The organism is Ruegeria sp. CDSB086, from assembly GCF_059611065.1.
Window position 1 is genome coordinate 179,547 of record NZ_JBXWOV010000007.1, and the last position, 26,981, is coordinate 206,527.

A 26,981-nucleotide genomic window follows, 5' to 3' on the forward strand; every position below is an offset into this window, starting at 1 on the left:
CCGGATCAGTAGCCCAGATTGCGGTCGACGAGGTGGAGGAAGGGTTTGCCTTCCTCCCCTCGTATAATGTTCTGGCAGATCACCTGGGCCGCAGTTGTCGGACGGGTTTCCGACGCGATATGCGGCGTGACGGTCACATTGGCGTGCGCCCAATACGGGTGTTCCGGCGGCAGGGGTTCCACGCGGAATACGTCTAACGTGGCGTGGGCAATGTGTCCGGAATCCAGTGCGGCCAGCAACGCGTCGTCGTCGATCAATGGACCGCGACCGGGATTGATGATCCGAGCGCCTTTGGGCAGCAAGGCCAAAGTGTCCGCATTCAGTGCGTTTTCCGTTGCGGGGGTGTCGGGCAGCAACAGGACAACGATCTCGGCACTGGACAACGCGGCGCGCAAGCCGTCGGTGCCATGCAGGCACGTTACCCCCGGGATGTCCTTTGCGGTTCTGCTCCAACCGGTCACTTTGAAATTCAACGCGGCAAGCGCGGTTGCGGCGGCTTCTCCCAACGCACCAAGGCCCAGCACACACACATTCCGTTCACTGGCAAGCGGTGGGGCATCGGGCGTCCACACGCCGTCCTGCACGGTGATATAGCGGTCCATGCCCAGGTGATAGCGCAGCACGTGGCCGACGACCCACTCAGTCATGCCATGCATCAGCCCGTGGTCCACCATCCGGGCCAATGGCACGGTCAGCGTTTCGTTGCCCGCGATTTTTTCAACACCTGCCCAAAGACTCAGAACCGCCTTCAGTTGTGTATAGGGTGAAAAATCCAGCAGCCCGCTTGTTGGTGCATAGACAACATAGTCGACCTGATCAGGCGCAAACTCGGTTGCCAGACGGAAGTCCAGATCGGCCTGCGACAGCCCTTTTGTAAGTAGAGGTTCATACACGGGCCATTGTTCTGGGCGCGCGGAAAACAGGACGTTGACGGGCATGAGGGGCCTTTCAATTCAGCGGGGGCGGTGAATATGCGCGCTTTGAACAATGCCGAAGGCGGCCATTAGAACCAGCATGGCGGACCCGCCGTAGCTGACCATCGGCAGGGGCACGCCCACAACCGGCGCAAGGCCCATGACCATGGACATATTGACCGCAAAGAACAGGAAGAAGTTGAGCGCAACGCCCAAGGTGACCAGGGATGAGAACCGGTCCTTTGTCGCCAAAGCCGTAACCATGCAGAAGATAATAATCAGGGCGTATAGGGTCAGCAAAGTGATGCCTCCGACAAACCCGAATTCCTCGGCCAACGTGGTAAAGATGAAGTCCGTGTGCTTTTCGGGCAGAAAGTTCAGGCGCGACTGCGTCCCTTGCATGAACCCGCGCCCGTTCCAGCCGCCTGACCCCAGCGCAATTTTCGACTGGGTAATGTGATAGCCTGCACCCAGCGGATCGGTGGAGGGATCAAGGAAAGTGTCTATTCGGCGGAACTGATAATCCTTGAGCAACTGCCACTCGGTGCCCCGACTGTTGAACACGGTCGCAATCAAGCCGACCACTGCCGCGATAACGGCGGCGAAATAAGCCCAGTGCACACCAGCCAGGAACATCAGTCCCCCTCCCGCCGCTAACAACAGGATCGAGGTGCCCAGATCGGGCTGCTTCAGAACCATAGCCGTAGGGATCAGGATCAGGATGACCGGAATAAACACCCAGAGCGGTCGCGATGTCTTATGAGAAGGCAACCAATCGTAGTAGGCCGCCAGAACCATGACCAGTGCAATCTTCATGACTTCGGAAGGCTGGAGCCTCATGAAGCCAAGGTCGATCCAACGCTGCGCACCCATGCCGATGGTGCCGAAGAGTTCCACAAATATAAGCAAAACGATCGAGCCGAGATAGGCCAGGACGGACATGTTGCGCCAGAACCAGATCGGCACCAACGCGATGATGAACATAACGGTCAGTCCCAGTCCGAACCGCTCAATCTGGGGTTCGGCCCAAGGCATCCAGGACCCGCCCGCGACCGAGTACAGCATCAGGAATCCGGCGCTGGCGACGCTGATCAGCAACAAAGTCAGCGGCCAATTCATGTAGAGGAACTTGCGAAACCCCGTTGGCGTGGATTTGACGGCGTACTCAAGATAGCTCATGCGCGGTCCTTTTCATCAGGTCGCGCTTTGGGGCGACGGTCGCCCTCAAGCCGTTTTTGTTGTTCCTTGATGCGGTCACGATCTGCAACCGGATAAGCCTCAAGCGGTGGGGTGCCGTTGTACAGAGCCTGCAGCATGATGTCCCGCGCGACCGGGGCCGCTGCCTTGGATCCGCCACCGCCGTGTTCCACCACCACCGCCACGGCGTATTTCGGGTTGTCGTAAGGCGCATAGCTGACGAACAGCGCGTGGTCGCGCCGTTCCCACGGCAGGTCTTCGTTGCGGATTACGCCAGCCGCGCGTTCGGCCTTGGTGATGTTGCGTACCTGGCTGGTGCCGGTTTTACCGGCCATGCGGAATTCATCATTGATGATACGGCTGCGATAGGCGGTGCCTGCCCTATCGTTCGAGACCGAGAACATCGCTTTGCGCACCTGATTCAGGTTGTACGGATTGACGTCCAGCGGCTCACCTGCTCCTGACGGTTCCTCGACGCCATTGACGGACCGCACCAGACGGGGTGTCACGGCCCGGCCCGTGGCGATCCTTGCCGTCATGACCGCAAGCTGTAGGGGCGAGGCCAGCATGAACCCTTGCCCGATCGAGGCATTCGCGGTGTCGCCCACCAGCCAACCTTCACCGTGGACCCGCTCTTTCCATGCCTGATTGGGGGCCAAACCCGCGGCGACAGCTGACATCGGGATGTCGTGCTTGACGCCCAGTCCGAACTTGCGCGCCATTTCAGAGATTTTGTCGATGCCGGTACGCACCGCGACATCGTAATAGTAGACGTCGCAGCTGCGCTTTAGCGACAAATTGAGATCCACTGTCCCATGCCCGCCGCGCTTCCAGCAGTGGAAGCGGCGGCTACCGACCTTCAGGTGGCCGGGGCAATAGACGGTGTTGCCGGGGCCAACAACTCCGGCCTCAAGTGCGGCAAGCGCAGTGATCATCTTGAAGGTCGAACCCGGCGGGTAGGTGCCCTGAACCGTCTTGTTGGCCAGCGGGCGGTAGTTATCTTCAGTCAATGCCCGGTAGTCCGCGACCGATATCCCGCGCACGAATAGGTTCGGGTCGAAACTGGGTGCAGAACTGATGGCCCGGATATCCCCGGTTTCGCAGTCGATGACGACTGCAGCCGCGCTTTCACCGGCCAGGCGCGCCTGGGCGTATTGCTGCAGGTCCGCATCAACGGACAATTGCAGATCGGCCCCTGCCTCGCCTTCTTGCCGGTCAAGCTCGCGCATGATGCGGCCTGTGGCGTTGACCTCGACACGTTTTGCGCCAGCTTTTCCGCGCAGGCTGATTTCCTGTTTGGACTCCAGACCGACCTTGCCGATCTGGAACCGGGGGATACGCAGCACCGGTTCGGGATCTTCGATCAGGCTGAGATCATAGTCACTGACCGGCCCGACGTAACCAACGACATGAGCGAAATCCTCGTAGCGGGGATACTGACGGGCCATGCCCACCTCAGGCGTAACGCCGGGCAGGGCGGGCGCATTGACAGCGACCTTGGAGATATCCTCCCACGTGACCTGATCGGCCAGTGTGACTGGCAGGAACGGGGCAGAACGGCGCATCTCGGTCTTGGCGCGATTAATCTCTTCCTGAGTCAGCGGGATAAGCTCTGAAAGTTTGGCGATGACTTTGTCGACGTCGCCCGCATCTTCGCGGACCATAACAATACGATAGGACTGCGTGTTTTGTCCGATGATCTGGCCGTTGCGGTCATAGATGCGCCCGCGCGTTGGCGGGATCAGGCGAATGTTGATCCGGTTTTCTTCGGCCAGCAGACGGTACTCGTCAGCCTGATCCACTTGCATAAAGCGCATTCGCGCTGCCAGGCCGCCGATAAACGCAGTCTGCAACCCACCCAGGATCAACGCGCGGCGCGGCAGGCGTTTATAGGCCAATCCTTGCGCTTTGGGATTGCGTTGTTTCATGCCCTGGCCCCTCTTGTGCCGGGGTCCGACACTGACACGCGCCGAACGCCAAGCACATTCTGGCTGAGAAGTACGACGAGAGGATAAACCGCAATTGTCAGAACCACTTGTATCACCACAGGACCCAAAGCTGCTTGCTGTACCGATAGAATAGCAAGAATGACACGGTTCAATATGAAAATTCCCGCGATCACCACAGCGGCCGTTGTCCATTCAGCCATAAACCCGGCGTCGCGCATTCCGGGCGCGGCCGAGCGCAGATACGACGATCCCAAAACCACAAGTGCTGCCAGCAGGCCCGGAGGTCGTTGCAGCAGCAAATCGGCCATCAGCATCACCGCAGCAACCAGAAAAATGGGAACGTATTCCGGTCGGCGAAGAACCCAGGCGAACGTTAACGCAATAAGCATGTCCGGAAACGGCCACCGGTCCGGCTGTGTATCCAGAGGCAGAAGATGCAGGAACATAATCAGTAACGCCAGGAACACGTACAAACAGCGTTTGAGCCAAAGATGAGAGGTTTGCCTATCCATCGCCGACCTCCGGTGGGGTCAGGGCAGCCTCGGGTTGCCGTGGGCCCACGATGCCGCCAGGATCCGAGATCACCGGGGCCAAGTGGAAGCGCAGAACGCGAAGGAATTCCAGTCGTTCAAAATCTGCGGAGAGGCGCACCCGCAAACGCCCGCCTGGGTCTTCGGTGATCTGCCCGATCAGCAACCCTCCGGGGAACACGCCGCCATCACCCGAGGTTACAACGCGGTCGCCGGGACGTACCAGTTCGCGGTTTTCCAGAAACTCCACCGACGGGGATTGCGTGTTGTCGCCGGTGATCAGAGCGGTTTGGCCAGACGGTTGAATCGTGGCAGGAATTGCACTGGATGCATCTGTCATAAGGATGACACGCGCGGTGTCGGGGCCAACGCCCGAGATACGCCCGACGACGCCAATCCCGTCCATGGTGGCCCAGCCGTCCCTGATCCCATCCCTTTCACCCACGTTCAGCAGGACCGACTGGCGGAAGGGCGAGCCGCTATCGGCCATGACCACCCCGGTGATATAGGTCAGGCGCGGATCAAGACGCACGTTGTTCAGGTCCAGAAGCCGGGCATTTTCCTGCTCCAGCTGCAACGCGGCCTCTTTCCAGGCGCGCATGATGCGCAATTCGCTGCGCAATTCCTGGTTCTGATCACTCAGCCGTTGGTAACTTTGGAAATCGCGCACCAGATTGACGGCGGCGGTGACAGGAACCATGGCCCATTCCATCGACGGCACAACACTGTCCACGACCTGTGCGCGAAACCGTTCCACGCGCGGGCTGTCGATCCGCCAGATCAGAAAGATGCCTAGCAGACACAACACAACAATCCCCAGCAACAGGCGGCGCAAGGGGGTTGTGTATTCATCGCGCTGTGATCGGTCTTTTGCCACAGGACTCCTTCCCGTGCTGCTCGTGCCGAATTTACCCAATGTAGTAAAGGGTGCGCGCCTTAGCTTTCGTAGTCAATCGCGTGGCGCAGTTGTTTTTCGTATTCCAGCGCCTTGCCGGTGCCCAAAGCCACACAATTAAGGCTTTCGTCGGCTATCGACACGGCCAAGCCGGTCTGTTCGCGCAGGGCAAGGTCCAGATCGCCCAACAGTGCACCGCCGCCGGTCAGCATCACGCCCCGGTCCACAATGTCCGCCGCCAGATCAGGCGGAGTGGTTTCCAGTGCGGTCATTACCGCCTCGCAAATCTGCTGGACGGGTTCGGACAGCGCCTCGGCCACTTGGGCCTGGCTGATTTCAATTTCCTTGGGCACACCATTCAGCAGGTCGCGTCCGCGAATGTGCATCGACTGGCCGCGGCCGTCGTCGGGCATGCGCGCAGTGCCGATGGTGGTCTTGATCCGCTCGGCCGTGGATTCACCGACCAGCAGGTTCTGCTGGCGGCGCAAGTACGAGATGATCGCCTCATCCATACGGTCACCGCCGACGCGGACCGAGCGGGCATATACGATGTCACCCAGCGACAGAACAGCAACCTCGGTGGTACCCCCGCCGATATCGACAACCATGTTGCCGGTCGGGTCGGTGATGGGCATGCCCGCTCCAATCGCGGCAGCAATAGGTTCGGCAATCAGACCGGCGCGGCGGGCGCCTGCGGACAGAACCGACTGGCGGATCGCGCGTTTTTCAACAGGGGTCGCGCCATGGGGGACGCAGACGATGATTTTGGGTTTCGAGAAAGTTGACCGCTTGTGCACTTTGCGGATGAAGTGCTTGATCATTTCCTCGGCAGTATCAAAGTCGGCAATCACGCCTTCGCGCATCGGGCGGATGGCTTCGATCGATCCGGGGGTCCGGCCCAGCATCAGCTTGGCGTCTTCGCCAACAGCCAGAACCTTTTTCACGCCGTCCTTGACGTGATACGCCACCACAGAGGGTTCAGACAGGATAACACCGCGACCCTTGACGTAAACCAGCGTGTTCGCTGTACCAAGGTCGATAGCCATGTCCGCTGTGAACAGGCCGCCCAGATTGCCAAAGATCCCCATATTTTTCCCTGATCCTGTATGTCAGTTTTCTACTGCCCGCGACTCGACGGTTCCGGGACGGATGACTTATAGGGTGCCAACTCGCCCGGTAAAAGGGCTGATTCCGCGACAATCAGCACCTTTCCGCCTTAATTGCAGGGACTTTAGAAGGCATCATGCTCTCATATCAACATATTTACCACGCAGGTAACCTTGCGGACGTCCATAAGCACGCAATTTTAGCAGAAACGTTGGCCTATCTGACCCAAAAGGACAAACCGCTAAGCTACATCGAAACCCATTCGGGGCGGGGGCTGTACCAGTTGGACTCGGATCAAGCCGTTCAGACTGGTGAAGCAGCTGCGGGAATTGAACGTGCGTTGACCGAAGGCTGGTTTGACGCCGATCATCCCCTGAGCAGGGCCATTGCCGCTGTTCACGATCGGCATGGCAAAACGGCGTATCCGGGGTCGCCGCTGATCGCGGCGAACCTGCTGCGGCCGCAGGATAAGATGCATCTTGCTGAATTGCATCCGCAGGAATACCGCGCGCTGTCTGACGCCATGATCACGACCGGTGCCCGGACCTATCAGCAGGATGGCTTTGAACTGGCCCAGTCCCTGCTGCCGCCAACGCCGCGCCGTGGCGTTTTGCTGATTGATCCAAGTTATGAGATCAAATCCGATTATGACAGACTGCCCGGCATCATCGCATCGCTGAATCGGAAATGGAATGTGGGTGTGATCGCGCTGTGGTATCCGATACTGGCCAATGGGCGACATCAGGCCATGCGCGACGCTTTGGCGAAACGGGATTTCGCCAAGGTTCTACACCACGAGGTCCACTTTCCGGCCGCACGCGAAGGGCACGGTATGATTGGATCGGGAATGTTTGTTGTGAACGCGCCCTATGGTCTGAACGAGTGCGCCGAAACGCTGGACGGCCTGTTTGGCAATCTGCGCGGATGAGCAATCAGTGATCACATGTGATTTTCCTAAAGTAAGCCTCGCAGGTATGAAATCTGCTGTGACAGCAATGAGCTTTCAGGAAAAACCGTTTTTTTAAACACCGGGACCTTGATTTCCGGCGATGATCTCGTAAATAAACTATCACAGGTGACAGCAAACGGGAATCGGATTGCTTCGATGGACTTCCTAAGCCGCCATATCAGTGACTTTCATCTGAATTACTGGGAAACCTTGATTGACGATTGGTTCTTCGTCTTCGCCATGGCCTTTCTGGCCTTCGAATTGATCCGATACGCAGTCGTCAAAAAGCTGAATTGGCAGATGATGGGTGACACCGTCACCAATTTCATCACGCTCGTTTTCTTCATCGGTATCAGCTTTGTTCTGTTGGCTGGTTTCTATATCGGTGCCTATGTCTGGGCTTCGCAATTTGCCGTGTTCGATATTCCGACAACATGGGCTTCGTTCATCATCGTGCTGATCCTTGCAGACCTGGCCTATTACTGGGAGCATCGAATCCTGCATCGGATCAACTTCCTTTGGGCCACGCATTCTGTTCACCATAGCTCGCCCTTTTTCAATATCTCGGTCGCCTATCGCCATGGTCCGCTGGATGGTTTTTGGCCGCTGTTTTTCCACCTGCCGCTTGTGCTTTTGGGGTTCAACCCGTTCATGGTGCTGGTCGCGGAACTGCTGGTGCAGCTGTATCAGACGGCCCTGCATACCGAAGTTATCAAAAAGCTGTGGCGCCCGATTGAATACATCTTCAACACGCCGTCGCATCACCGCGTTCACCATGGATCAAACCCGAAATACCTGGACAAGAACTATGCTGGGATTCTGATCATCTGGGACCGCATGTTCGGAACGTTCGAGGACGAAAAGGAAGAGGTGGTCTATGGCCTCGTCAAACCGATCGACTCGATCAATCCCTTCGTCGCCTTCCTTCACGGCTTTGCCCGCTTGTTCAAGGATGTCCGGAACATGCCGGGGTTCGGCAACAAGCTGGGTGTTTTCTTCGGACCGCCGGGCTGGCAGCCAAAGAACGGCCGTAAACAGAGTAAACTCGCTAAGTAAGGCGTAGGAGCGCAAAAGATGCCAAGCAACACACAACGCATCGTGGCGGCCATCGTTACGGCAGGTCTGTTTGTCGGAGGCGCCTGGGTCGCCTCGGGGTTCACCACAGATATTGACCAAGCAGCGGCTTCCACCACAGGGACCTCGCAAGACAAGGGTCTGACCGTCAATCTGCATGGTGCGCGCAGCACCAAGGGCAACGTGATTGTCATGGCCTTTGACCAGGCGACAGCCTTCGACAAAATGGATTACACCAAAGCTGCTAGTTATCTTGAGGCACCAGCGTCCGAGGACCCGCTCCGCTTCGATTTTCCCGACCTCCACAGCGGGTATTTTTCTGTTATCGCGTTTCACGACGAAAACGGGGATTATGATCTGAACTATGACGCGAACTACATACCAACCGAAGGGTATGCAGTATCGGGGCTGAACGATCTCAACGATACGCCGGTGTATGACTACTCGTTGATCGGGACAGAAAAGCCAGCAGATCTGACCTTATTCTATTGGCCGTAATGCGGCTGGAGATAATAGAGAAGGGGCGGTCGACAATCGTCCGCCCCTTTTTTGTTCAAGTGAGATCTTTGTAGCTGATTTCCCGGGTATCTGCGCCCGGACCGGCCTTTTGTCGGCGCACGATCAGGCGGTTCAGCGCGTGGATATACGCCTTGGCCGAGGCCACGACTGTATCGGTGTTGGCGGATTGGCCGGTTGCGATCATGCCGTCCTCTTCCAGACGCACCGATACCGTGGCCTGCGCGTCCGTACCTTCGGTCACGGCGTGCACCTGATAAAGCTGCAGATGCGCCGTATTCGGATGCACAACTCGAATGGCGCGGAAGGCAGCGTCGACCGGGCCGTCGCCTTGTTCGGTGGCGATGATTTCCTTGCCGCCTACTTCCATCTCGATGGTGGCTTCGGCCTTGCCGACGGTTCCGCAGGTAACCTTCATCGAAACCAGTTGCAGGTGATCGTTGCCGTCGTCATCATCCAGCGTCATCAACGCGATCAGATCGTCGTCGAACACTTCTTTCTTACGATCGGCCAGTTCCTTGAACCGAACGAATATGTCCTTGAGCTGGTTGTCGCCAACCTCATAACCCAGCGTGTTCAGCTTATCACGCAGCGCCGCGCGGCCCGAGTGTTTGCCCAGCGGCAAGGATGTCCCGGACAGACCGATATCCTCGGGGCGCATGATTTCAAAGTTTTCGCGGTTCTTCAGCATGCCGTCCTGGTGGATACCGCTTTCATGCGCGAAGGCGTTCTTGCCGACGATGGCTTTGTTGAACTGCACGTTGAAGCCCGACACCGTCGCGACCCGGCGCGAGATATGCATGATCTTAGTCGTGTCGATGCCGGTGTTCCAGGGCATGATGTCATTGCGTGTGCGCAGTGCCATCACCACCTCTTCCAGCGCGGTGTTACCGGCACGTTCGCCAAGGCCGTTGATGGTACATTCAATCTGACGTGCACCACCTGCAACAGCAGCCAGCGAGTTTGCGGTCGCCAGGCCAAGGTCGTTGTGGCAGTGGGTCGCGAAGACCACCTCATCCGCGCCCGGAACCGTTTCGATCAGACGTTTGATCAGATCGGCGGACTCCATCGGTGCCGTATAGCCGACCGTGTCGGGGATGTTTATTGTCGTCGCGCCAGCCTTGATCGCAATCTCGATCACACGGCAGAGGTAATCCCATTCGGTCCGCGTGGCATCCATCGGTGACCACTGCACGTTCTCGCACAGATTGCGCGCATGGCTCACGGTTTCGTGGATTTTGTCGGCCATCTCGTCCTGCGTCAGGTTCGGGATGGCACGATGCAGCGGTGAGGTGCCGATGAAGGTGTGAATTCGGCTTTTACCTGCGTGTTTCACAGCTTCCCAACAGCGGTCGATATCGGCGAAATTGGCGCGGGCCAAGCCGCAGATTCGGCTGTTCCTTGACCGTTCGGCAATTTCGGATACGGCCTTGAAGTCACCTTCGGAGGCAATTGGGAACCCCGCCTCGATAATATCAACGCCCATATCGTCCAACAGCTCGGCAATCTCCAGCTTTTCCGAATGGGTCATGGTTGCGCCGGGGCTTTGCTCGCCGTCGCGCAGGGTTGTGTCAAAGATCAAGACGCGGTCTTGGTCGGTCACGATGGTCATGGGATTCTCTTTCTTCTTCTGTCCTAAAGCCTATGGCGCGCGGGCGTCCTCCTCTGAGCGGGCGCGCCGGATGGCACGCTCAGAGGCGGATTAGGATCAGTAGGCCACGCAGCGACGCACCGCGAAGGGCGGTGTCGGCAATCAGGATATCTGCGCGGTTGATCATGGGGTTGAGGTTATACATCGCGCGGCGGGAATGAAAAGAACGAATTTTCCTCCGGCATATGAAGAGATTTCTTTTTTCCCACATGTGTTGATCACGCATTGCCGACGGCTAGTTCAACCCGCATGGAAACAGCACTTATCATCGGCGCCTCGGGTGGGATCGGAGGTGCAATCGCCGACAGGCTTCGGCAACAGTCGGTCGACGTCACCACATTGTCCCGGTCACAGGACGGATTTGATTTGACCGACCCCGAGATCGTAGATCGGACGTTGGCGGGCGTTTCCGGCCCGTTCGACCTGATCCTGGTCGCGGCTGGCGCTCTTGAGGTTAATGGTGCCACCCCCGAGAAAACCATCAGACTGCTAACCGCGCCGGCGATGATGGATCAGTTCGCGCTGAATGCGGTCGGACCTGCGTTAGTTCTTGCGCATGCCGCGCGCTTGCTGCCGCGCGACCGGCGTGCCGTCTTTGCCGTGTTGTCTGCGCGAGTGGGGTCGATCGGTGACAACCGGCTTGGTGGATGGATCAGTTATCGGGCGTCCAAGGCGGCGCTGAACCAGATTGTGCGCACATCCGCGATCGAGCTTGCCCGGAGCCATAAACAGGCGATCTGCGTCGCCTTGCACCCCGGTACGGTCACGACAGCATTCACCCGGAAATATGTCGGGCGGCACCCTGCGGTTGCACCTGATGAGGCCGCCCGGAACCTGCTATCCGTATCAGCCGCGTTAAATGCGGCTGATACGGGTGGGTTTTTTGACTGGGCGGGAAAGCCAGTGCCCTGGTAGCTTGATTACCCGTCAGAGGCGGATGTATCAGGCTCGGTTTCGGTATCTGTCGCGTCGGGCGCACTTACGTTCTCACTGGGTAGGACGCCGTTTTCCCAAACGCCGGTTTCTTCCAGGCCATTGGCATAACGCATCGTGCCATTGCCGTGGCGTTTGTTATCCAAAAAGGTGCCTTCGTACACGTCACCGGTGGCATAGGTTGCCACACCCTGACCACTGATTTTGCCTTCGGCCCAGCCGCCGGTATAGCTGAATCCACGTGGGGTTTTGATAGTTCCCTCGCCGTGACGCTGACCGTCTTGGAAATCACCTTCATAGGATGTTCCGTCGGGAAATGTTGCCTTGCCTTTACCCTGACGGGCGCCATCTACCCAGTCGCCTTCGTACCGATACCCGTTCGCGAATGTCAGAACGCCCGTGCCATGGCTCAGACCGTTCTTGAACTGTCCTTGGTAAACAACACCATTGGGATACGTGGCCTTGCCGTTGCCCTCAAAGATGCCAGCCGTCCATTCGCCGTCATAGACGGTGCCATCCGGATAGGTCTGAACGCCTTTGCCATGCGGCAGATCTGCGCTGAAATCACCGGTATAGGTCGCGCCATCAGGATAGGTGACCTCACCCAGCCCTTCGATCTGGCCGTCCACCCATTCGCCGGTGTAATCAAACCCGTCGGTCCCAAGAAAGCGACCTTTTCCGTGGCGGCGGTCATCGGCATATTCGCCCTCATAAGTCGCACCGTTGGCATATGTGGCCTTGCCATTGCCCTGACGGCGGCCATCAACCAGATCGCCCTCGTAAAGGTCGCCATTGGCCTGCAACAAGCGGCCCTTGCCGGTCATGCTGTCCTGAGACCAATCACCGGTATATGTCATGCCATCCGGAACGGTCAGAGTACCCTGGCCATCGCGCAAGCCGTTGTTGATTTGCCCTTCGTAGATGCTGCCTTGCGTCGAGGTGATTTTGCCCTCGCCGTGCTTGACGCCATCCTTCCAGTCGCCATCGTAGACGTAACCGCTGGGGTCGGTCAGGACGCCTTTGCCGTGATAGCGGGCGTCTTTGAAGCTGCCCTCGTAACGGACGCCGTTGGTGTATTTTGCAATTCCGGTTCCGTTGATTGACCCTTCGGCCCAGTCCCCCTCATAGCTGCCGCCGTCGGGGTAGATGATCTTGCCCTGCCCCTCGGGTTGCCCCTTCGCGAACATCCCCTCATAGACCGAGCCGTTGACATAGCGCGCTATGCCATTGCCCTGAATTTCGCCTTCGACCCATTCGCCGACATATTCGAACCCGTTCGGCAGGCGGTAAGTGCCCTCGCCGTGTCGCAGGCCGTTCAGGAAAGTGCCCTCGTACACGCCGCCAACATCATCATCCGCAACGATAACCTGTCCGTCCTGCGCGAAGGCGGATGTAGCCAGCAAAGCCATCGCCGTGGCGGCCAAAGAAATGCGGATAGCGTTCATGGTTTTTCCTGCCTTGCCCGGTTGTCACGTTTTAAAGCAAAACTAAGATACCCGTGCGGACAGAGCAACGTGTTTTGCCGCATTTGACTTTCACTCGCGGTGCGATCTGCTAAATGGCATTAGGACTGACGAGGGCAAGAGGGCAGCATGGCCAACCGTTTCCGCATTACTCTGGCACAACTCAATCCCGTTGTTGGGGACATCCAAGGCAATTTGGACAAGGCGCTTGCGGCGTGGGAGCAGGGGCGCGAAGCTGGTGCCGACCTTGTGGCTTTCCCCGAAATGTTCATTACCGGTTACAACACTCAGGATCTGGTGATGAAGCCAGTGTTCCATCAAGCGGCCATGGCGGCGGTTCAGTCGCTGGCTGCGCAATGTGCCGATGGACCCGCCATAGCAATTGGTGGTCCGTGGACGGAAGACGGTAAGCTTTTCAACGCCTACCTGATCCTCAAGGGCGGTCGCATCGGCACCAAGGTGCTGAAACATCACTTGCCGAATGAAACCGTGTTCGACGAGGTGCGCCTGTACGACGCGGGCCCGTTGGGGGGGCCGTACTCGGTTGGCAACTCGCGGATCGGTAGCCCGATTTGCGAAGACAGCTGGCACCCGGATGTTTCGGAAACACTGGAAGAGACCGGGGCCGAGTTTCTGCTGATCCCCAATGGTTCACCTTACTTCCGCAACAAATATGATGTGCGCCTGAACCATATGGTCGCCCGTGTGGTCGAGACCGGTTTACCGCTGATCTATCTGAACATGGTGGGCGGTCAGGACGATCAGGTCTTTGATGGCGCGACTTTCGGCCTTAACCCGGGCGGAGAACTGGCTTTTCGAATGCCGGTCTTCGATGAGGCCGTAACACATGTCGATTTGGAGCGCGGTGATGAGGGTTGGCGTATTTTGCCTGCTGAAGTTGTGCCGCAGCCGGATGAATGGGAGCAGGACTATCGTGCCATGGTCCAATCCCTGCGCGATTACATGGGCAAGACCGGGTTCAAAAAGGCGTTGTTGGGGCTGTCGGGTGGAGTGGACTCTGCGTTGGTCGCGGCAATTGCTGTTGATGCAATCGGCGCGGAAAACGTCCGTTGCGTGATGCTGCCGTCGGAATACACCAGCCAGGCCTCGCTAGATGACGCTGAAGCCGTCGCCAAGGCGCTGGGCGTGCATTACGACTATGTTCCGATCTCGGACAGTCGGGCGGCGGTGACAGACACTCTGGCCCCGTTGTTTGCGGGCCGCGAGGCGGATTTGACTGAGGAAAACGTCCAATCCCGCCTGCGCGGTTTGCTGCTGATGGCGATCTCGAACAAGTTTGGCGAACTGCTGCTGACCACGGGCAACAAGTCCGAGGTGGCTGTGGGTTACGCGACCATCTATGGCGACATGAATGGCGGTTATAACCCGATCAAGGATCTGTATAAAACGCGCGTGTTCGAAACATGCCGCTGGCGCAATGCCAATCACCGTGACTGGATGATGGGCCCCGAAGGTGAGGTGATCCGACCGTCGGTCATTGATAAACCCCCCAGTGCTGAGCTGCGCGAAGACCAGAAAGACAGTGACAGCCTGCCGGACTACCCGGAACTGGACGCGATCCTAGAAATCCTGGTCGACCGCGATGGCTCGATCGCTGATTGCGAAGCAGCAGGATTCGAAGCAGATGTCGCCCGTCGCGTAGAGCATCTGATCTATATCAGCGAATATAAGCGGTTTCAGTCCGCACCAGGTACGCGCTTGACCAAGCGAGCCTTCTGGCTGGACCGCAGATACCCGATTGTGAATCGTTGGCGTGAACGGTCTTGAGCTGAAACCACGCGTATTTTTTTAAGTCTCCGATCGTTTCCAAAAAGGGTGCTTGAGGGCGCGCTTTTATTCATTGTCCCTGTGGTGGGGACAGTGCATATCTAGATTCGGCTTAGGCCGTTTAACGCGCTTGAAATCAGGACATTTTTCTGACACATTTTAGCTTAATTGCCGCCTCATGTGGGGCAGATGCGGCGCATTCTTAAGTGGCTCGATGTTTATGATCGAGTTTTGTTTGTTACGCATCGTGAATTGCGTGTCTGTGTTAACGATTTGGTGTGAAAATGCGTGAGCAATACGATAGACCACTCCACTCGCCACCTCCGTGGCGTTCGATGGAAACCAAGGGTCATGAACTAGACGAAGATCAGGTTGATTCTGCCATTGCCGACCTTTTGGGGGCTGAGATGTCGTCAGAGCAAAAATCGGAACCAGCGGAATCTGTGGCCTCTTCGGTTCTGCCTGAACTGCCTTCACAAGAAAGCATGGGCGAAGATTTGGCCGGCAACGATGCCGGATTGACAGCCACATTGCGTCAGAAGTGGGCTGAACTCTGCGGCGCGGCTTAACGGCCTGGACCTGTTGAATCCAACAGTGCCAGAGATCAATCTGGCACTATAACCACAGCTTGTGAAAATTGTGATCCATGCATCAGGCGGTATGTTGCCTATTGCCTGATACCGCGCATTCATTGCAGTCCGAGCAATGAAGTAAGAGCGGCGGATGCCCGGTCCAAAACCAACTCCTGTAGAACCTGATCTGCATCTGCCCAAGTCTGTTGACGTTGTGGTCATAGGCGGCGGAATCATCGGCGCATCAACAGCTTTAGAGCTGTCAGAGCGGGGCGCGTCAGTCTTGCTGTGCGAAAAAGGCCATATTGCGGGCGAACAAAGTTCGCGAAACTGGGGATGGGTGCGTTTGGGGCTGCGGGACCCTCGGGAAATCCCGCTCATGCTAGAAGCGCAGCAGATCTGGCAGGATCTGGATCAACGCACAGGGCGCCAAACCGGATTTGCGCGTTCCGGCATCCTTTTTGGCGCCTCGGGGAAGCGGGATCATGCAAATCTTGAACGCTGGATGCGCCATGTTGAAGGTCTGCACACTGGCGCTGAGATGGTTTCGGGTGCTGAACTGGATGGCTTGCTGCCCTACAATCAATCGGGGTTGAAAGTTGCCCTGCACATGCCATGGGATGGACGGGCTGAACCGCAATGGGCCGCCCCTGCGATCGCTGAAGCCGCACGAGACAAAGGGGCGTGCCTGATGACCAACTGCGCAGTGCGCAGCGTTGATGTCGAGAACGGTTATGTCTCAGGTGTGTTTACCGAACGTGGTCGGGTGGCTTGTGCACGGGTGGTTCTTGCCGGAGGCGCGTGGTCGCGGCTGTTTGCGGGCAATGCGGGGATTGACCTGCCACAGCTTAAGGTTCTCAACACGGTCCTACGCACTTCACTGGTGAATGGGCCGGAAACAGCAATATGGTCAGATGACTTCGCGATGCGAAAAAGGGCCGATGGCGGTTATACAATTGCATCCGGGCACGAGAATACGGTTGATATTGTCCCGGATAGTTTTCGGCTTGCGCTGCAGTTTGTTCCGGCGTTCCGACAGGAATGGCGATCCTTGCGTTTCAGGCTGTCCAAACGCTGGGCGGCAGAGGCCGGTGAGGACCGAACATGGTTGCACACCGACGTCACGCCATTCGAACATTGCCGTGTGCTGGATCCTGAGCCCTCGGCCAAGGTCTTGAGGCGGACATGGGCGCGCGCGCGCAAAGGGTTCCCGGTGCTGGAGCAGGCAGAGATCGTTCAAAGCTGGGCAGGTTTGATCGACGTCACCCCGGACGCCATTCCGGTAATATCTTCAGTCGATACCATGTCAGGGATGTTCATCGCCACGGGGTTTTCAGGTCATGGATTTGGAATCGGCCCCGGAGCGGGGCGTTTAATGGCCGATCTGGTTTGTGAAACCACGCCATGCGTTGATCCGGCCGCCTTTCGCCTGTCCCGATTTACGGATGGTTCAAAGGTGCGGCCGGACCCGGGATACTAGGGTACTATCCCATCATCTGGTAGCTGACCGGCACAAAGCGGAACCCGTCGCCACGGGGTTCAACGAAGCCAGCTGCCGGGAATGGCATGTGATAGCCGATCATCGGAACCTTGTCGGCGGCCAGCATGCCCAGCACGTCGCGGCGCGATGCCGTGGCGGCTGCTTTGTCCATGTCAAAACGGACCTCCCATTCCGGATGGGCAAAGGACCAGACATAGTGGTTTGCCAGATCGGCGGTCAGAACAAGACGCTGCCCGTTGCTTTCTAGATGATACACCGTGTGGCCAGGTGTATGGCCATAAGCTGCAACAGCGGTGATACCCGACGAGACTTCGCCGCCATTTTCAACAAAGGTCATCTTCTCGGCCAAAGGTGTGACCTTGGCCGCGACCAGATCTCCGACACGATTGCCCGCGTCCTGCGCCGCCCAGAAGTCATATTCCGGAGAGGAGGTGACATAGCGCGCGTTCGGGAAGGTCGGCGCGTCATTGGTCGTCATGCCGCCGATATGGTCGGGATGCATATGGGTGATGACGACGACATTGATTTGATCCGGTGTCACACCCGCATCGGCCAATGCCGCCTGAATACCACCTTGCCCCAGCCCCGTGTCGAACAGGACCAGCTCAGACCCGGTGTTGACCAGAGTCGGGGTAAAGAAGAACTGCGCGACATCCGGCGAGATGAAATTGTCTGCTGAGACTTTCGCGAAGTCTTCATCTGACGCTCCGCCGCCAAAGATTTCTTGGGCGCCATCGCGCGGCAGGCTGCCGTCCAGCAATGTCGTTACGGTAAAATCGCCCAACGCAAAAGATTTGGCGACGGTTGAATTTGCCTTTGTCTCAGCTCCGGCTGCCAGAACCGGCGCTGCAGCTGCGGCAAAGGGCAAAGCTGCCGCGGTACCCAGTGCCGCTCGGCGTGTCAATTTGATGGTCATTTTGGTTCTCCCTGTCAGAACAACATTCAGTGAGTTTAGGTCGGCGCGAGTCTCTTGCCAGTGTATACCCTTTTCAAATGGGCTGCGTGGATGAACATTACGTGTTAATTTTTGTTTATGGCGCGATCAAAAAACAAAACCGTTCCCACAGGGCAAAGTGTCGAGGGCTTTTTGGCGGCTGTTCAACCGGTGAAGAAGGCAGATGATGCGCGGGAGTTGGATGCCCTCTTTCGGCACGTGACCGGGTTTGAACCTGTTTTGTGGGGTGCGTCGATTGTGGGCTATGGTCGTTACCATTATCGCTACAAGTCCGGGCGCGAAGGAGAGTTTCTGGCAACCGGGTTTTCCCCGCGCAAAGCGGCTCTGTCGATCTACATCATGCCCGGCTATGCAGATTTCGGGGATATTCTGTCACGACTGGGTAAACACAAGCTGGGCAAGTCCTGTCTCTATGTGAACAAGCTGGCGGATATTGACACGAATGTTCTGTCTGAACTGATCTGCGCCGGGTTAAAGGACTTGGATCGGCACTGGCCGGTCCAGCCGACCTGAACGCCTTTGCTGGACAATTGGCCAATCCTGTGACAAGAGCCGCGCCAACAGGAGACACCTATGACAACCACCCGTTTTGCCCCGTCGCCCACCGGTTACATCCACGTGGGCAACCTGCGCACCGCCTTGATGAACTATCTGATCGCCCGTAAAGCTGGCGGCACGTTCATCTTGCGGATTGACGACACCGATCCAGAGCGGTCGAAAGAAGAGTATGTCGACGCAATCAAACAGGACATGGAGTGGCTGGGTCTGCATTGGGATCGGGTTGAGCGTCAGTCGGATCGTCTGGACCGTTATGCGGAAGCGGCAGACAAACTACGCGAGATGGGCAGGTTCTATGAGGCGTTCGAGACGCCCACCGAACTGGACCTCAAGCGCAAGAAGCAACTGAACATGGGCAAGCCGCCGGTTTATGACCGCGCTGCGCTGAACCTCTCGGATGCCGAGAAAGAGGCGCTGCGGGCCGAGCGTGGCAACGGCGTCTGGCGCTTCAAGCTGGACCACGAGCGGATTGAGTGGAATGACGGCATTCTGGGCGACATCTCGATCGATGCGGCATCCGTGTCCGATCCGGTTCTGATCCGGGGCGATGGTCAGGTTCTCTATACGATTGCGTCTGTGGTGGATGACACCGAAATGGGCGTCACCAACGTGGTACGCGGCTCGGACCATGTGACCAATACCGCGACCCAGATTCAGATCATCGAGGCGCTGGGCGGCACCTGCCCGCGTTTCGCGCACCACTCGTTGTTGACCGGCCCTCAAGGAGAGGCCCTGTCAAAACGTTTGGGCACGCTGGCCCTGCGTGATCTGCGTGAACAGGGCGTGCAGCCGATGGCGTTGCTGAGCCTGATGGCGCGTCTGGGCTCCTCCGACCCGGTTGAGCTGCGCTCGGAAATGGCGGAACTGATTGAAGGCTTCGATGTGAACCGTTTCGGGGCCGCGCCGACCAAGTTCGATGTGCAGGACCTGTTCCCGCTGACGGCAAAGCATTTGCAGTCCCTGCCTTTGGCCGACGTGGCCGAGGCCGTGGCTGATGCTGGTGTTCCTGCCGATCTGGCCGAACCCTTCTGGGCGATGGCACGCGAGAACATCACAACTTTGGCTGATCTCAAGGGCTGGTGGGAACTGTGTCGCGATGGGGCTGAGCCGCTGATCGCGGATGAGGACCGTGAGTTTATCGCCGAGGCTATGGCGCTGCTGCCTGAAGGTTCGTTCGATGGCGAAACCTGGGGCAAATGGACCAGCACGGTTAAAGAAGCGACCGGCCGCAAGGGCAAAGGGCTATTCATGCCGCTGCGCAAGGCGCTGACCGGCATGGAGCGGGGGCCTGAGATGGCCATTCTGTTGCCACTGCTGCAGGTGATCCGCGCAAAAGCCTGAGTGTACGGCAATAGAATGAGGAAGGGCGGGGTCATTCGATCCCGCCTTTTTTCTATGCGTTCTGCACAATCTGGGTTGAGAGAAGGCTGAGACGATCATCCACGAATTCGGTCTCAACCGATTTCAACTGTTGATGGCGCGGGTATCGGGGCTCGGCCCGGTCGTTCAGGATCGGCGCATCCCATCCATCTGTGGTGGCAAAGAAACGATCTGCGCCGTCTTCACCAAATGCGCGCAGGTATCCCTGCACGACCACATCAATGTAACTCAGTAGCAATGGGTGGTGATTGCTTGGAGCATTGTGCCGGTCAAGAGGCACAGCGTAGACGGCAATCTCGACCTCATGCTTTACCGGGTGCGTGACGGATTGTGTGGCGGGAATTCGTTTATAGGCCCATTCCCGTTTGTCTAGGGCGATCCAATCATTTTTCGGCACATGCGCAATCATGCCTTCGATTTCGGACGCAGGGTCCGAAACTGCCGTCAGAAAGGCGACCGGTCGCAGGTCAGTGTGTCGCCACGCGCGCCGCCAGCCTTTTAGCCGGGCAGGATGCGGATCGGGAAAGTCGTGCGTCGAAAGGTTCACAAGGCTGCCGTAGCCAAAGAAATAGGGATCTGCCATGGGCCTGTGCGTCCTTTCCTGACGATTGATGTATGTCAAACCGCTTTTATGCCGGACATGCAATAAGTCTGCATCTTGAAACTTGGGAGGTCACGATGCGGATAACCAAACGGACGAACATTGCGGTACGGCTGCTGATGTATTGTGCAGCTCATCAGGATAGGCTGGTTACCAAGTCCGAGATTGCCGAAGTCTGCAATATTTCCGAGAACCATCTTGCGCAGGTCATCAATCAGCTAAGCCAGTTGGACTATCTTAGCACCCAACGCGGTCGTAACGGTGGTATGGTTCTGGCGCGTTCGGCCGAACAGATCCGGATCGGATCGGTGTTTCGTGATGTCGAAGGCAACCTGCCGCTGGCCGAGTGTTTTGCGGATGCCGACAACACCTGCCCATTGACGGATGCATGTCGATTGCGGATGGCGCTTCAGGACGCGGCTGAGGTCTTCTATGCCTCACTGGACGAGATCACGCTCGACGCCCTGATCTGCGACAACGATCCTTTGCTGCAGATCCTGCAACCGGTTGCCTGCGCGCGCGCCGGTTAATCGCTGGCACGCAGGATGCGGGCAGGGCGGACGGCCAGGGGACGCAGGGCAAAGATCAGCCCCGCGCCAAGCGTCACGATGATGCCCGCCAGAACAATTCCGATTGCGGACGGCCAGATCACCGAGAATTTCGTGTCGAAAATATAGGTGGCAACGGCCCACCCACCTAGGATGCCGGTCAGTAGCGCAACGCCACCAGCAGCCGCGCCCAACAGCGCGGCGCGCAGGGCAAAGCTGAACAGGATGCGCCGCCGGTCCGCGCCCAGTGTTTTGAGGATGGCGGCCTCATATCGGCGCGCGGGTTCCCCGGCCGCGGCAGCACCGATGAGGACCAAGAAGCCGGTCAGCAGAGAAATACCCGCGCCATAAGACGTGGCTGCTGCGATGCCCGCCAGCAGGCCCGAGACGCGGTCAATCGCATCGCGCACCCGGATCGCCGTTATGTTGGGGAACTTCCCGGCCAAATCGCGCAGAATTGCAGTTTCGGCCTTTTCTTCGGCATAGACCGTCGCGATGAAACTGTGCGGGGCACCTGCAAGGGCCGATGGATTCATCGACATGATAAAGCCCATACCGGCGTTCGAGAAATCAACCTCGCGCGTTGATGTGAGTTCTGCGGTAATGTCCCGGCCTAAAATGTTCACGGTCAGTTGGTCGCCGAGCTTCAGGCCCATTTCTTCCGCCTCCTCGGCTGCGAAACTCACCTGTGGGGTACCGGTATAGTCATCGGCCCACCATTCGCCCGAGGTGATGCGTGCGTTTTCGGGCGGACGGACGGAATAGGTGACGCCCCGGTCGCCATCCAGAACCCAATGATCGCCTGCCATTTCGCGGGCGGGTTTGCCGTTGATCTGTGTGATGATCCCGCGCAGCATCGGTGCGCTTTCGATCCGGCTGACGCCGGGGTCGGTAGTCAACCTGTCATTAAATCCCGGCATCTGGTCCTTCTGGATGTCGACGAAGAAGTAAGACGGGGCAATGTCCGGCAAGTTGCCGGAAATTGCATTGCGCAAGGTGCCGTCGATCTGTCCAACGGCCGCTAGAACCGAAAGCCCAAGACCCAGAGATAGTACAACGGATGCAGCGCCCTCGCGTGGGTCGGAAATGGCAGACAAGGCCCACCGAAGGGCCGGACGCCCGCGCGCTGATGGGGTGCAAAGCCGAGCCAGCCGGCGCACCGTATAGGCCGCCGTGGACAGCAGCAGCAACGCGCCCACCAACCCTCCGGCAGTCCAGAACGTCAGACGCGCCGAGCCGCTGAACCAGGCGGCTGATGCGATCAGCAGCGCGAGGCCGAAACCAGTTGCGATGAGGTATACCCCTCGCGGAACCGCGCGCGCCGAGGTCAAAGCATCCCGAAACAGGGTCGCGGCGCGGACGTCTTCGGTGCGGGCAAGGGGCCAGAGCGTGAACAGAAAGGCCGTCAGTAAACCGTACAACGCGGCTTCAGCAAGCGGTGCCGGATAAAATGAGAAAACCGCCGGTACAGGCAGCCGGGCTTCAATCAATGGGGCCAGCAGCAGCGGCAGCAACCCGCCCAAGGCAAGGCCCAGCAAGATCCCGATACCCGACAGGACACCGATCTGGATCATATAAGTTTGGAATATCGTCGCCTTGTCAGCGCCCAGTGTGCGCAGCGTCGCGATGGTCTCTGTCTTTTGGGACAGATAGGCGCGCACGGCTGCGGAAACTCCGACGCCGCCGACTGCAAGGCCTGATAATCCGACCAGAACCAGAAATGCGCTGAGCCGCCCGACGAATTCCGCAATCCCCGGCGCTCCGTTGCGAGCATCAGTCCATCGCATACCGGTGCCCTCAAAATTCTGACGCGCTTCTACCGCTAGATCTTGCAGATCGGTTCCTGATGGCAGGGCCAGGCGGTACTTGGTGGAAAACAGAGTTCCCGGGGCCAACAGGCTGGATGCTTGCAAATCTTCGGTCCGCACCAGCGTGCGAGGGCCCAGACCAAAGCCATCTGCCGCCCCGTCCGGTTCATGGATCAATGCGGCGGTCAGGATGAATTCTTGCGTCCCCAGTGCAAAGCGATCTCCGACGGAAAGACCCAACCGGTCAATTAGCGACGGATCCATAACTGCGCCCGGAAGTCCTTGATGCGTCCCTAAAGCCGCCGGCAGGGGCAGTACAGGCTGCAAAACTGGAGATCCCAATAACGGGTACGTGTCGTCGACCGATTTGACCTGAGTCAGCGCGCGTTGCGTTTCAGCGCCCTGATCTGCAACGGCCATTGAGCGAAAATCGACCACTTCAGAGACAGCTGTTCCGGTCTGGTCCATCCAGGCGCGTTCGTCATTTGTAGCAAACCGGTAGGTGAATTCCAGTTGCGCATCCCCACCCAACAGGGCCGCGCCTTCCTCGGCCAATCCAGCCTGGATCGCGTGGCGCACCGACCCAACTGCTGCGATTGCTGCGACACCCAGCGCAAGACACGCGAGGAAAATGCGAAACCCACGCAGCCCGCCCCGAAGTTCACGGCGTGCCAGCCGCCCGGCCAGCCGAAGGCTCATTCCGCGGCCTTTTGCTGGCTGTCTTCCGAAATCCGCCCGTCGCGCAAGCGCACCACCCGATCGCACCTGCGCGCCAGACTATGACTATGGGTTACAAGCACCAGAGTGGCACCGTGTTTGTCGCGCAGGCCGAACAATAGATCGACGATCGCCGCGCCGTTCGTTTCGTCCAGATTTCCTGTTGGCTCATCCGCCAGCAAAATCTGCGGACGCGGTGCGGCGGCGCGGGCCAGTGCAACGCGTTGTTGTTCGCCGCCTGACAATTGCGCCGGATAATGATCGCGGCGATGCGACAGGCCAACCGCGTCAAGTTCTGCCGCGGCGCGTTGAAACGCATCCTTGTGTCCCGCCAATTCCAGCGGCGTGGCCACATTTTCCAGGGCAGTCATCGTTGGGATCAGATGGAAGTTCTGAAAGACGACCCCCATCGCATTGCGTCTGAAACGGGCCAGAGAATCTTCATCCATGCCAGTCAGATCCTGGCCAAGGGCTGTGATCTTGCCTGCGCTTGCCTGTTCCAACCCGCCCATCAGCATCAGCAGCGAGGATTTACCGGACCCGGACGGCCCGACAAGCCCGAGCGTTTCGCCTTTTGCGACGGTCAGGGTAATATCGTGCAGGATATTGACCCGGCCGGCATTGCCATCCAGCGACAAAGCGGCATTTTGAAGCGAAAGAACAGGTGTCGTCATAGGTACTTCCAAAAGGAGGCGGTCATTTTGGGATATGGAGTGGTTCAAAAAATGCGCAAGGCTCTGATGGCTTTACTGTTTGCGTGTTGCGGCTTTGCCGCCACAGCGGAACCGTTGGTCATCGCGGCCCTCGGGGACTCGCTGACACAAGGATACGGGCTGCCGGAACAGGACGGGTTCGTACCACAGTTGGATCAGTGGCTGAAGGATCAGGGCGCTGATGTGCAATTGATCAATGCCGGAGTTTCCGGGGATACGACGGCCGGCGGCGCGGCGCGTGTCGATTGGACACTGACACCTGACGTGGACGCGATGATTGTGGCGCTGGGCGGCAATGATTTGTTGCGCGGTATCGATCCGGCTGTGTCGCGCGCGAACCTTGAGACAATCGTAACCTCCGCCCGGGCGGCGGAGGTAGAGGTTTTGCTGATCGGAATGCAGGCACCGGGGAATTACGGGGTCGATTACAAGCAGGCATTTGATGCGATGTACCCGGATCTGGCCAAGGCATATCAACTTGTGTTTGCAGAAAGTTTTTTTGAAGGGTTGCAGCCAAACGGCGACCCGAACGCAGTCCGGCAGTTCATGCAACCGGATGGAATTCACCCCAACAAAGAAGGCGTGGCGCGGATCGTAGCAGAGCTTGGGCCTTACGTGTTGGAGTTGGTCGAAACCTCGGCCAAGAAGGATTGAGAAGATGCCCGGGCGATTTTTTCTGACACGGCCAATGTCTGAGGTCGCGCAGGCACTGAACGTCCGATGTGATGTGGACCTGCAGCCGCCGCGAAAAAACATTCAACCGGGTCAGGAATTGATCGTCCTGACTGCCCACGGCCTGACACCCATGCGATGGGGCATGATCCCGGTTGGGCGCGTCAATGCGGGCGGTCGGCCTGTGATGGAAACTATAATCAACGCCCGGTCCGAAACCGTCTTTGACAAAACCGCCTTCGACGGCGTTGGCCGGGCCGTGGTTCCGGTGGACGGGTGGTACGAGTGGACGGGTGAAAAACGTCGAAAAACCGCATGGCGCATCACCTCAGCGAACGGTTCACCTCTGTTCTTCGCTGCGATCACCGACAGTTGGCAGGCTCCGGGCGGTCTGCGGGTTGACCAGTTTGCAGCTGTGACCTGCCCACCTAATGCTGATCTGGAGCCGATACACCATCGAATGGGCGTCCTGCTGGACCCTGCCGACATTCAGACGTGGGTTACAGGAACCGAGGACGACGCCAAGGCGCTGGCGCAGCCTTGGCCTGACGGGTTGTTGCAGATCGAAGAGGCGACGGACGTCGACTGGTCCGGGCCGTGACTGCCTCAGACCACCGTGACCACAGTTCCGACCGGTACACGCTCATACAAGTCGATGACATGGGCGTTCAGCATCCGAATGCATCCGTTTGAGGCCGCGCGCCCGATGGTTTGCGGCTGCGTCGTGCCGTGGATACGGAAATAGGTGTCGACCCCATTCTGAAACAGGTAGAGCGCGCGTGCCCCCAGAGGGTTACCATCACCGCCCGGTTGAACATAATCATTGTCCTTGAATTTAGCGTAAGTCAGCGGTTCACGTTCGATCATCTCGTTCGTGGGGCGCCAAGTCGGCCACTCTTTCTTGACGTCGATCGTGGCTGTGCCGGTGAATTCCAGACCTGCCTTGCCAACGCCGCACCCATAGCGGATCGCCTTGCGCGGTTCTGTGATGAGATACAGGTAGAAGGACCGTGGCGCGACCAGAAGCTGCCCCGGCAGAAATTGTTTCTTGACCCGAACGAACTGGGGCGTGGGGTCGTATTCAACGGCTTTCTTCTTGGCCGAAGCAATACCGGGTGTCAGGCCAGCGGCAGCAGATGCTGCAAGGAAAGTGCGACGTGTGAACATATCGGTTCTCTTAAGGACAACAGGAAAATCGTAAACCAGTGTCGGAATGATAACCGATCTGGTCAATCATCTGCCAAGAGTAACCGTATTGTGATGTAATCGCAGGGACACACTTGTGTTGCAGTTTTGTCCCGCGTGATGTGAAAAGGGCAGAGGTGACCTCTGCCCTTTCATGGCCTTAGGCCAGTGCGATATCGTCGGCGCTTTCGCGGCCGTCACGACCAGCGCGCAGCTCGTACGTGACTTTCTGGTTGTCGGCCAGACCGGTCAGGCCCGAACGCTCGACAGCCGAGATGTGAACGAAGATGTCTTTGCCGCCATCTTCAGGTGCGATAAAGCCAAAACCTTTGGTGGTGTTGAACCATTTTACGGTGCCTGTGGGCATATCCGTTGTCTCCTGTTTAGTGCTGCCCACGGAGTTGCGGCAGCCCGGCGTCGTTGTCTGTATCGATAGACTGAGCGCCGGAAACGGTGACAGTGGGTCGAAATAGAAAAACGTAAGCCCCATTGATATGGCATCGGGGTGGGCGTGTGACAAGGGATTTTGTGCGTTTCGTACAAGGGTTTGAGGGCCAGTTTCCCGATTTGCACAAGAATCCGCCGACGGGTTTGGTTATTGGTTCAGCGGTCTTTCATAAAGAAAAGCTATGCGATCGGGGCGCTGGATGGGCATTTAGAAACCTTTGACCAAGCTTGTGATCAGGTTGCGGCATGACGAGTTACTGCCGCATCCGAATGCCCGGAGTCAGGTACATTCCCACCGTGTCTCTGGCCGATCGATCATCGGAGCAGTTAGTGCACGAGGTGGCACATTTGCGGGCGG

The 26,981-nt window shown here is 58.1% G+C and carries 26 protein-coding genes; 12 read left to right on the forward strand and 14 right to left on the reverse strand.

What is annotated here, in order from left to right:
- Window positions 1-5 precede the first annotated feature (5 nt).
- The 6 genes from AC2FIO_RS15910 to AC2FIO_RS15935 are packed head-to-tail and all read right to left on the reverse strand — an operon-like array spanning window position 6 to window position 6,573.
- The gene (locus tag AC2FIO_RS15910) at window positions 6-938 is read right to left on the reverse strand and encodes a 2-hydroxyacid dehydrogenase (protein ID WP_496698824.1); all 933 of its coding nucleotides are present in this window, start codon (window positions 936-938) and stop codon (window positions 6-8) included.
- Between the two features lie 15 nt (window positions 939-953).
- Window positions 954-2,093: a rod shape-determining protein RodA gene (gene rodA, locus AC2FIO_RS15915; RefSeq protein ID WP_496698826.1), complete on the reverse strand. Its 1,140-nt coding sequence runs from the start codon at window positions 2,091-2,093 to the stop codon at window positions 954-956.
- Window positions 2,090-4,039, reverse strand: a complete 1,950-nt coding sequence (mrdA, locus tag AC2FIO_RS15920) for a penicillin-binding protein 2 (RefSeq protein ID WP_496698828.1) — start codon at window positions 4,037-4,039, stop codon at window positions 2,090-2,092. The genes rodA and mrdA overlap by 4 nt, the downstream gene beginning before the upstream one ends.
- Complete coding sequence (locus AC2FIO_RS15925; RefSeq protein ID WP_282120150.1) at window positions 4,036-4,572, reverse strand: rod shape-determining protein MreD; 537 nt, start codon at window positions 4,570-4,572, stop codon at window positions 4,036-4,038. The genes mrdA and AC2FIO_RS15925 overlap by 4 nt, the downstream gene beginning before the upstream one ends.
- On the reverse strand, window positions 4,565-5,467 hold the full coding sequence (mreC, locus tag AC2FIO_RS15930; RefSeq protein WP_108860807.1) for a rod shape-determining protein MreC: 903 nt from the start codon (window positions 5,465-5,467) through the stop codon (window positions 4,565-4,567). The genes AC2FIO_RS15925 and mreC overlap by 8 nt, the downstream gene beginning before the upstream one ends.
- 59 nt (window positions 5,468-5,526) lie before the next feature.
- Window positions 5,527-6,573, reverse strand: coding sequence for a rod shape-determining protein (locus AC2FIO_RS15935; protein WP_039523195.1), 1,047 nt, complete (start codon window positions 6,571-6,573; stop codon window positions 5,527-5,529).
- 155 nt (window positions 6,574-6,728) lie between these two features.
- Here AC2FIO_RS15935 and AC2FIO_RS15940 point away from each other — a divergent pair, with 155 nt between their 5' ends.
- The 3 genes from AC2FIO_RS15940 (at window position 6,729) to AC2FIO_RS15950 (ending at window position 9,113) form a co-directional block, all read left to right on the forward strand.
- Window positions 6,729-7,520 carry a 23S rRNA (adenine(2030)-N(6))-methyltransferase RlmJ gene (locus AC2FIO_RS15940; RefSeq protein ID WP_496698830.1) on the forward strand — a complete coding sequence of 264 codons (792 nt, stop codon included), beginning with the start codon at window positions 6,729-6,731 and terminating at the stop codon, window positions 7,518-7,520.
- Window positions 7,521-7,667: 147 nt separating this feature from the next.
- Window positions 7,668-8,597: a sterol desaturase family protein gene (locus tag AC2FIO_RS15945; protein ID WP_496698832.1), complete on the forward strand. Its 930-nt coding sequence runs from the start codon at window positions 7,668-7,670 to the stop codon at window positions 8,595-8,597.
- An 18-nt stretch (window positions 8,598-8,615) separates the two neighbouring features.
- Window positions 8,616-9,113: a DUF2141 domain-containing protein gene (locus tag AC2FIO_RS15950; protein ID WP_496698834.1), complete on the forward strand. Its 498-nt coding sequence runs from the start codon at window positions 8,616-8,618 to the stop codon at window positions 9,111-9,113.
- A 55-nt stretch (window positions 9,114-9,168) separates the two neighbouring features.
- On the opposite strand, the gene AC2FIO_RS15955 is transcribed toward AC2FIO_RS15950, so the two are convergent.
- Window positions 9,169-10,743 (reverse strand): 2-isopropylmalate synthase, encoded by a 1,575-nt coding sequence (locus AC2FIO_RS15955; protein ID WP_496698836.1) that lies wholly within the window; start codon window positions 10,741-10,743, stop codon window positions 9,169-9,171.
- 288 nt (window positions 10,744-11,031) lie between these two features.
- Between AC2FIO_RS15955 and AC2FIO_RS15960 the strand changes: the two genes are divergently transcribed.
- Complete coding sequence (locus AC2FIO_RS15960) at window positions 11,032-11,697, forward strand: SDR family NAD(P)-dependent oxidoreductase (protein ID WP_496698838.1); 666 nt, start codon at window positions 11,032-11,034, stop codon at window positions 11,695-11,697.
- A 5-nt stretch (window positions 11,698-11,702) separates the two neighbouring features.
- Here the strand turns inward: AC2FIO_RS15960 and AC2FIO_RS15965 are convergent, their stop codons facing one another.
- Window positions 11,703-13,160 (reverse strand): MORN repeat-containing protein, encoded by a 1,458-nt coding sequence (locus tag AC2FIO_RS15965; RefSeq protein ID WP_496698840.1) that lies wholly within the window; start codon window positions 13,158-13,160, stop codon window positions 11,703-11,705.
- A gap of 147 nt (window positions 13,161-13,307) precedes the next feature.
- Between AC2FIO_RS15965 and AC2FIO_RS15970 the strand changes: the two genes are divergently transcribed.
- The 3 genes from AC2FIO_RS15970 to AC2FIO_RS15980 all read left to right on the forward strand — a co-directional run bounded on the left by AC2FIO_RS15970 (window position 13,308) and on the right by AC2FIO_RS15980 (window position 17,018).
- A complete protein-coding gene (locus AC2FIO_RS15970) occupies window positions 13,308-14,966 on the forward strand; it encodes an NAD+ synthase (protein WP_496698842.1) in 1,659 nt (552 codons plus the stop codon).
- Window positions 14,967-15,250: 284 nt separating this feature from the next.
- The gene (locus AC2FIO_RS15975; RefSeq protein WP_496698844.1) at window positions 15,251-15,535 is read left to right on the forward strand and encodes a hypothetical protein; all 285 of its coding nucleotides are present in this window, start codon (window positions 15,251-15,253) and stop codon (window positions 15,533-15,535) included.
- Between the two features lie 154 nt (window positions 15,536-15,689).
- Window positions 15,690-17,018: an NAD(P)/FAD-dependent oxidoreductase gene (locus tag AC2FIO_RS15980; protein WP_496698846.1), complete on the forward strand. Its 1,329-nt coding sequence runs from the start codon at window positions 15,690-15,692 to the stop codon at window positions 17,016-17,018.
- A 4-nt stretch (window positions 17,019-17,022) separates the two neighbouring features.
- Here the strand turns inward: AC2FIO_RS15980 and AC2FIO_RS15985 are convergent, their stop codons facing one another.
- The gene (locus AC2FIO_RS15985; RefSeq protein WP_496698848.1) at window positions 17,023-17,955 is read right to left on the reverse strand and encodes an MBL fold metallo-hydrolase; all 933 of its coding nucleotides are present in this window, start codon (window positions 17,953-17,955) and stop codon (window positions 17,023-17,025) included.
- A gap of 117 nt (window positions 17,956-18,072) precedes the next feature.
- On the opposite strand from AC2FIO_RS15985, the gene AC2FIO_RS15990 reads away from it, so the two are divergent.
- Both AC2FIO_RS15990 and gltX read left to right on the forward strand, forming a co-directional pair.
- Window positions 18,073-18,507 carry a DUF1801 domain-containing protein gene (locus tag AC2FIO_RS15990; protein WP_282120161.1) on the forward strand — a complete coding sequence of 145 codons (435 nt, stop codon included), beginning with the start codon at window positions 18,073-18,075 and terminating at the stop codon, window positions 18,505-18,507.
- Window positions 18,508-18,567: 60 nt separating this feature from the next.
- A complete protein-coding gene (gene gltX, locus AC2FIO_RS15995; RefSeq protein ID WP_496698850.1) occupies window positions 18,568-19,893 on the forward strand; it encodes a glutamate--tRNA ligase in 1,326 nt (441 codons plus the stop codon).
- A gap of 52 nt (window positions 19,894-19,945) precedes the next feature.
- Here the strand turns inward: gltX and AC2FIO_RS16000 are convergent, their stop codons facing one another.
- Window positions 19,946-20,515: a gamma-glutamylcyclotransferase family protein gene (locus AC2FIO_RS16000; protein ID WP_282169763.1), complete on the reverse strand. Its 570-nt coding sequence runs from the start codon at window positions 20,513-20,515 to the stop codon at window positions 19,946-19,948.
- 95 nt (window positions 20,516-20,610) lie between these two features.
- Between AC2FIO_RS16000 and AC2FIO_RS16005 the strand changes: the two genes are divergently transcribed.
- Window positions 20,611-21,063, forward strand: a complete 453-nt coding sequence (locus tag AC2FIO_RS16005) for an RrF2 family transcriptional regulator (RefSeq protein ID WP_282169762.1) — start codon at window positions 20,611-20,613, stop codon at window positions 21,061-21,063.
- On the opposite strand, the gene AC2FIO_RS16010 is transcribed toward AC2FIO_RS16005, so the two are convergent.
- Window positions 21,060-23,588 carry an ABC transporter permease gene (locus AC2FIO_RS16010; RefSeq protein ID WP_496698853.1) on the reverse strand — a complete coding sequence of 843 codons (2,529 nt, stop codon included), beginning with the start codon at window positions 23,586-23,588 and terminating at the stop codon, window positions 21,060-21,062. The genes AC2FIO_RS16005 and AC2FIO_RS16010 overlap by 4 nt on opposite strands.
- On the reverse strand, window positions 23,585-24,280 hold the full coding sequence (locus AC2FIO_RS16015; protein WP_282120166.1) for an ABC transporter ATP-binding protein: 696 nt from the start codon (window positions 24,278-24,280) through the stop codon (window positions 23,585-23,587). Before AC2FIO_RS16015 ends, AC2FIO_RS16010 begins: the two co-directional genes overlap by 4 nt.
- Window positions 24,281-24,346: 66 nt before the next feature.
- Here AC2FIO_RS16015 and AC2FIO_RS16020 point away from each other — a divergent pair, with 66 nt between their 5' ends.
- Together AC2FIO_RS16020 and AC2FIO_RS16025 are read left to right on the forward strand one after the other, a co-directional pair.
- Window positions 24,347-24,973, forward strand: coding sequence for an arylesterase (locus tag AC2FIO_RS16020; protein ID WP_496698855.1), 627 nt, complete (start codon window positions 24,347-24,349; stop codon window positions 24,971-24,973).
- A gap of 4 nt (window positions 24,974-24,977) precedes the next feature.
- Window positions 24,978-25,592 (forward strand): SOS response-associated peptidase, encoded by a 615-nt coding sequence (locus AC2FIO_RS16025; RefSeq protein ID WP_496698857.1) that lies wholly within the window; start codon window positions 24,978-24,980, stop codon window positions 25,590-25,592.
- Between the two features lie 5 nt (window positions 25,593-25,597).
- On the opposite strand, the gene AC2FIO_RS16030 is transcribed toward AC2FIO_RS16025, so the two are convergent.
- Window positions 25,598-26,158 carry a L,D-transpeptidase gene (locus AC2FIO_RS16030; protein WP_058278724.1) on the reverse strand — a complete coding sequence of 187 codons (561 nt, stop codon included), beginning with the start codon at window positions 26,156-26,158 and terminating at the stop codon, window positions 25,598-25,600.
- Between the two features lie 178 nt (window positions 26,159-26,336).
- The gene (locus AC2FIO_RS16035; protein WP_058273677.1) at window positions 26,337-26,543 is read right to left on the reverse strand and encodes a cold-shock protein; all 207 of its coding nucleotides are present in this window, start codon (window positions 26,541-26,543) and stop codon (window positions 26,337-26,339) included.
- Between the last annotated feature and the right edge of the window lie 438 nt (window positions 26,544-26,981).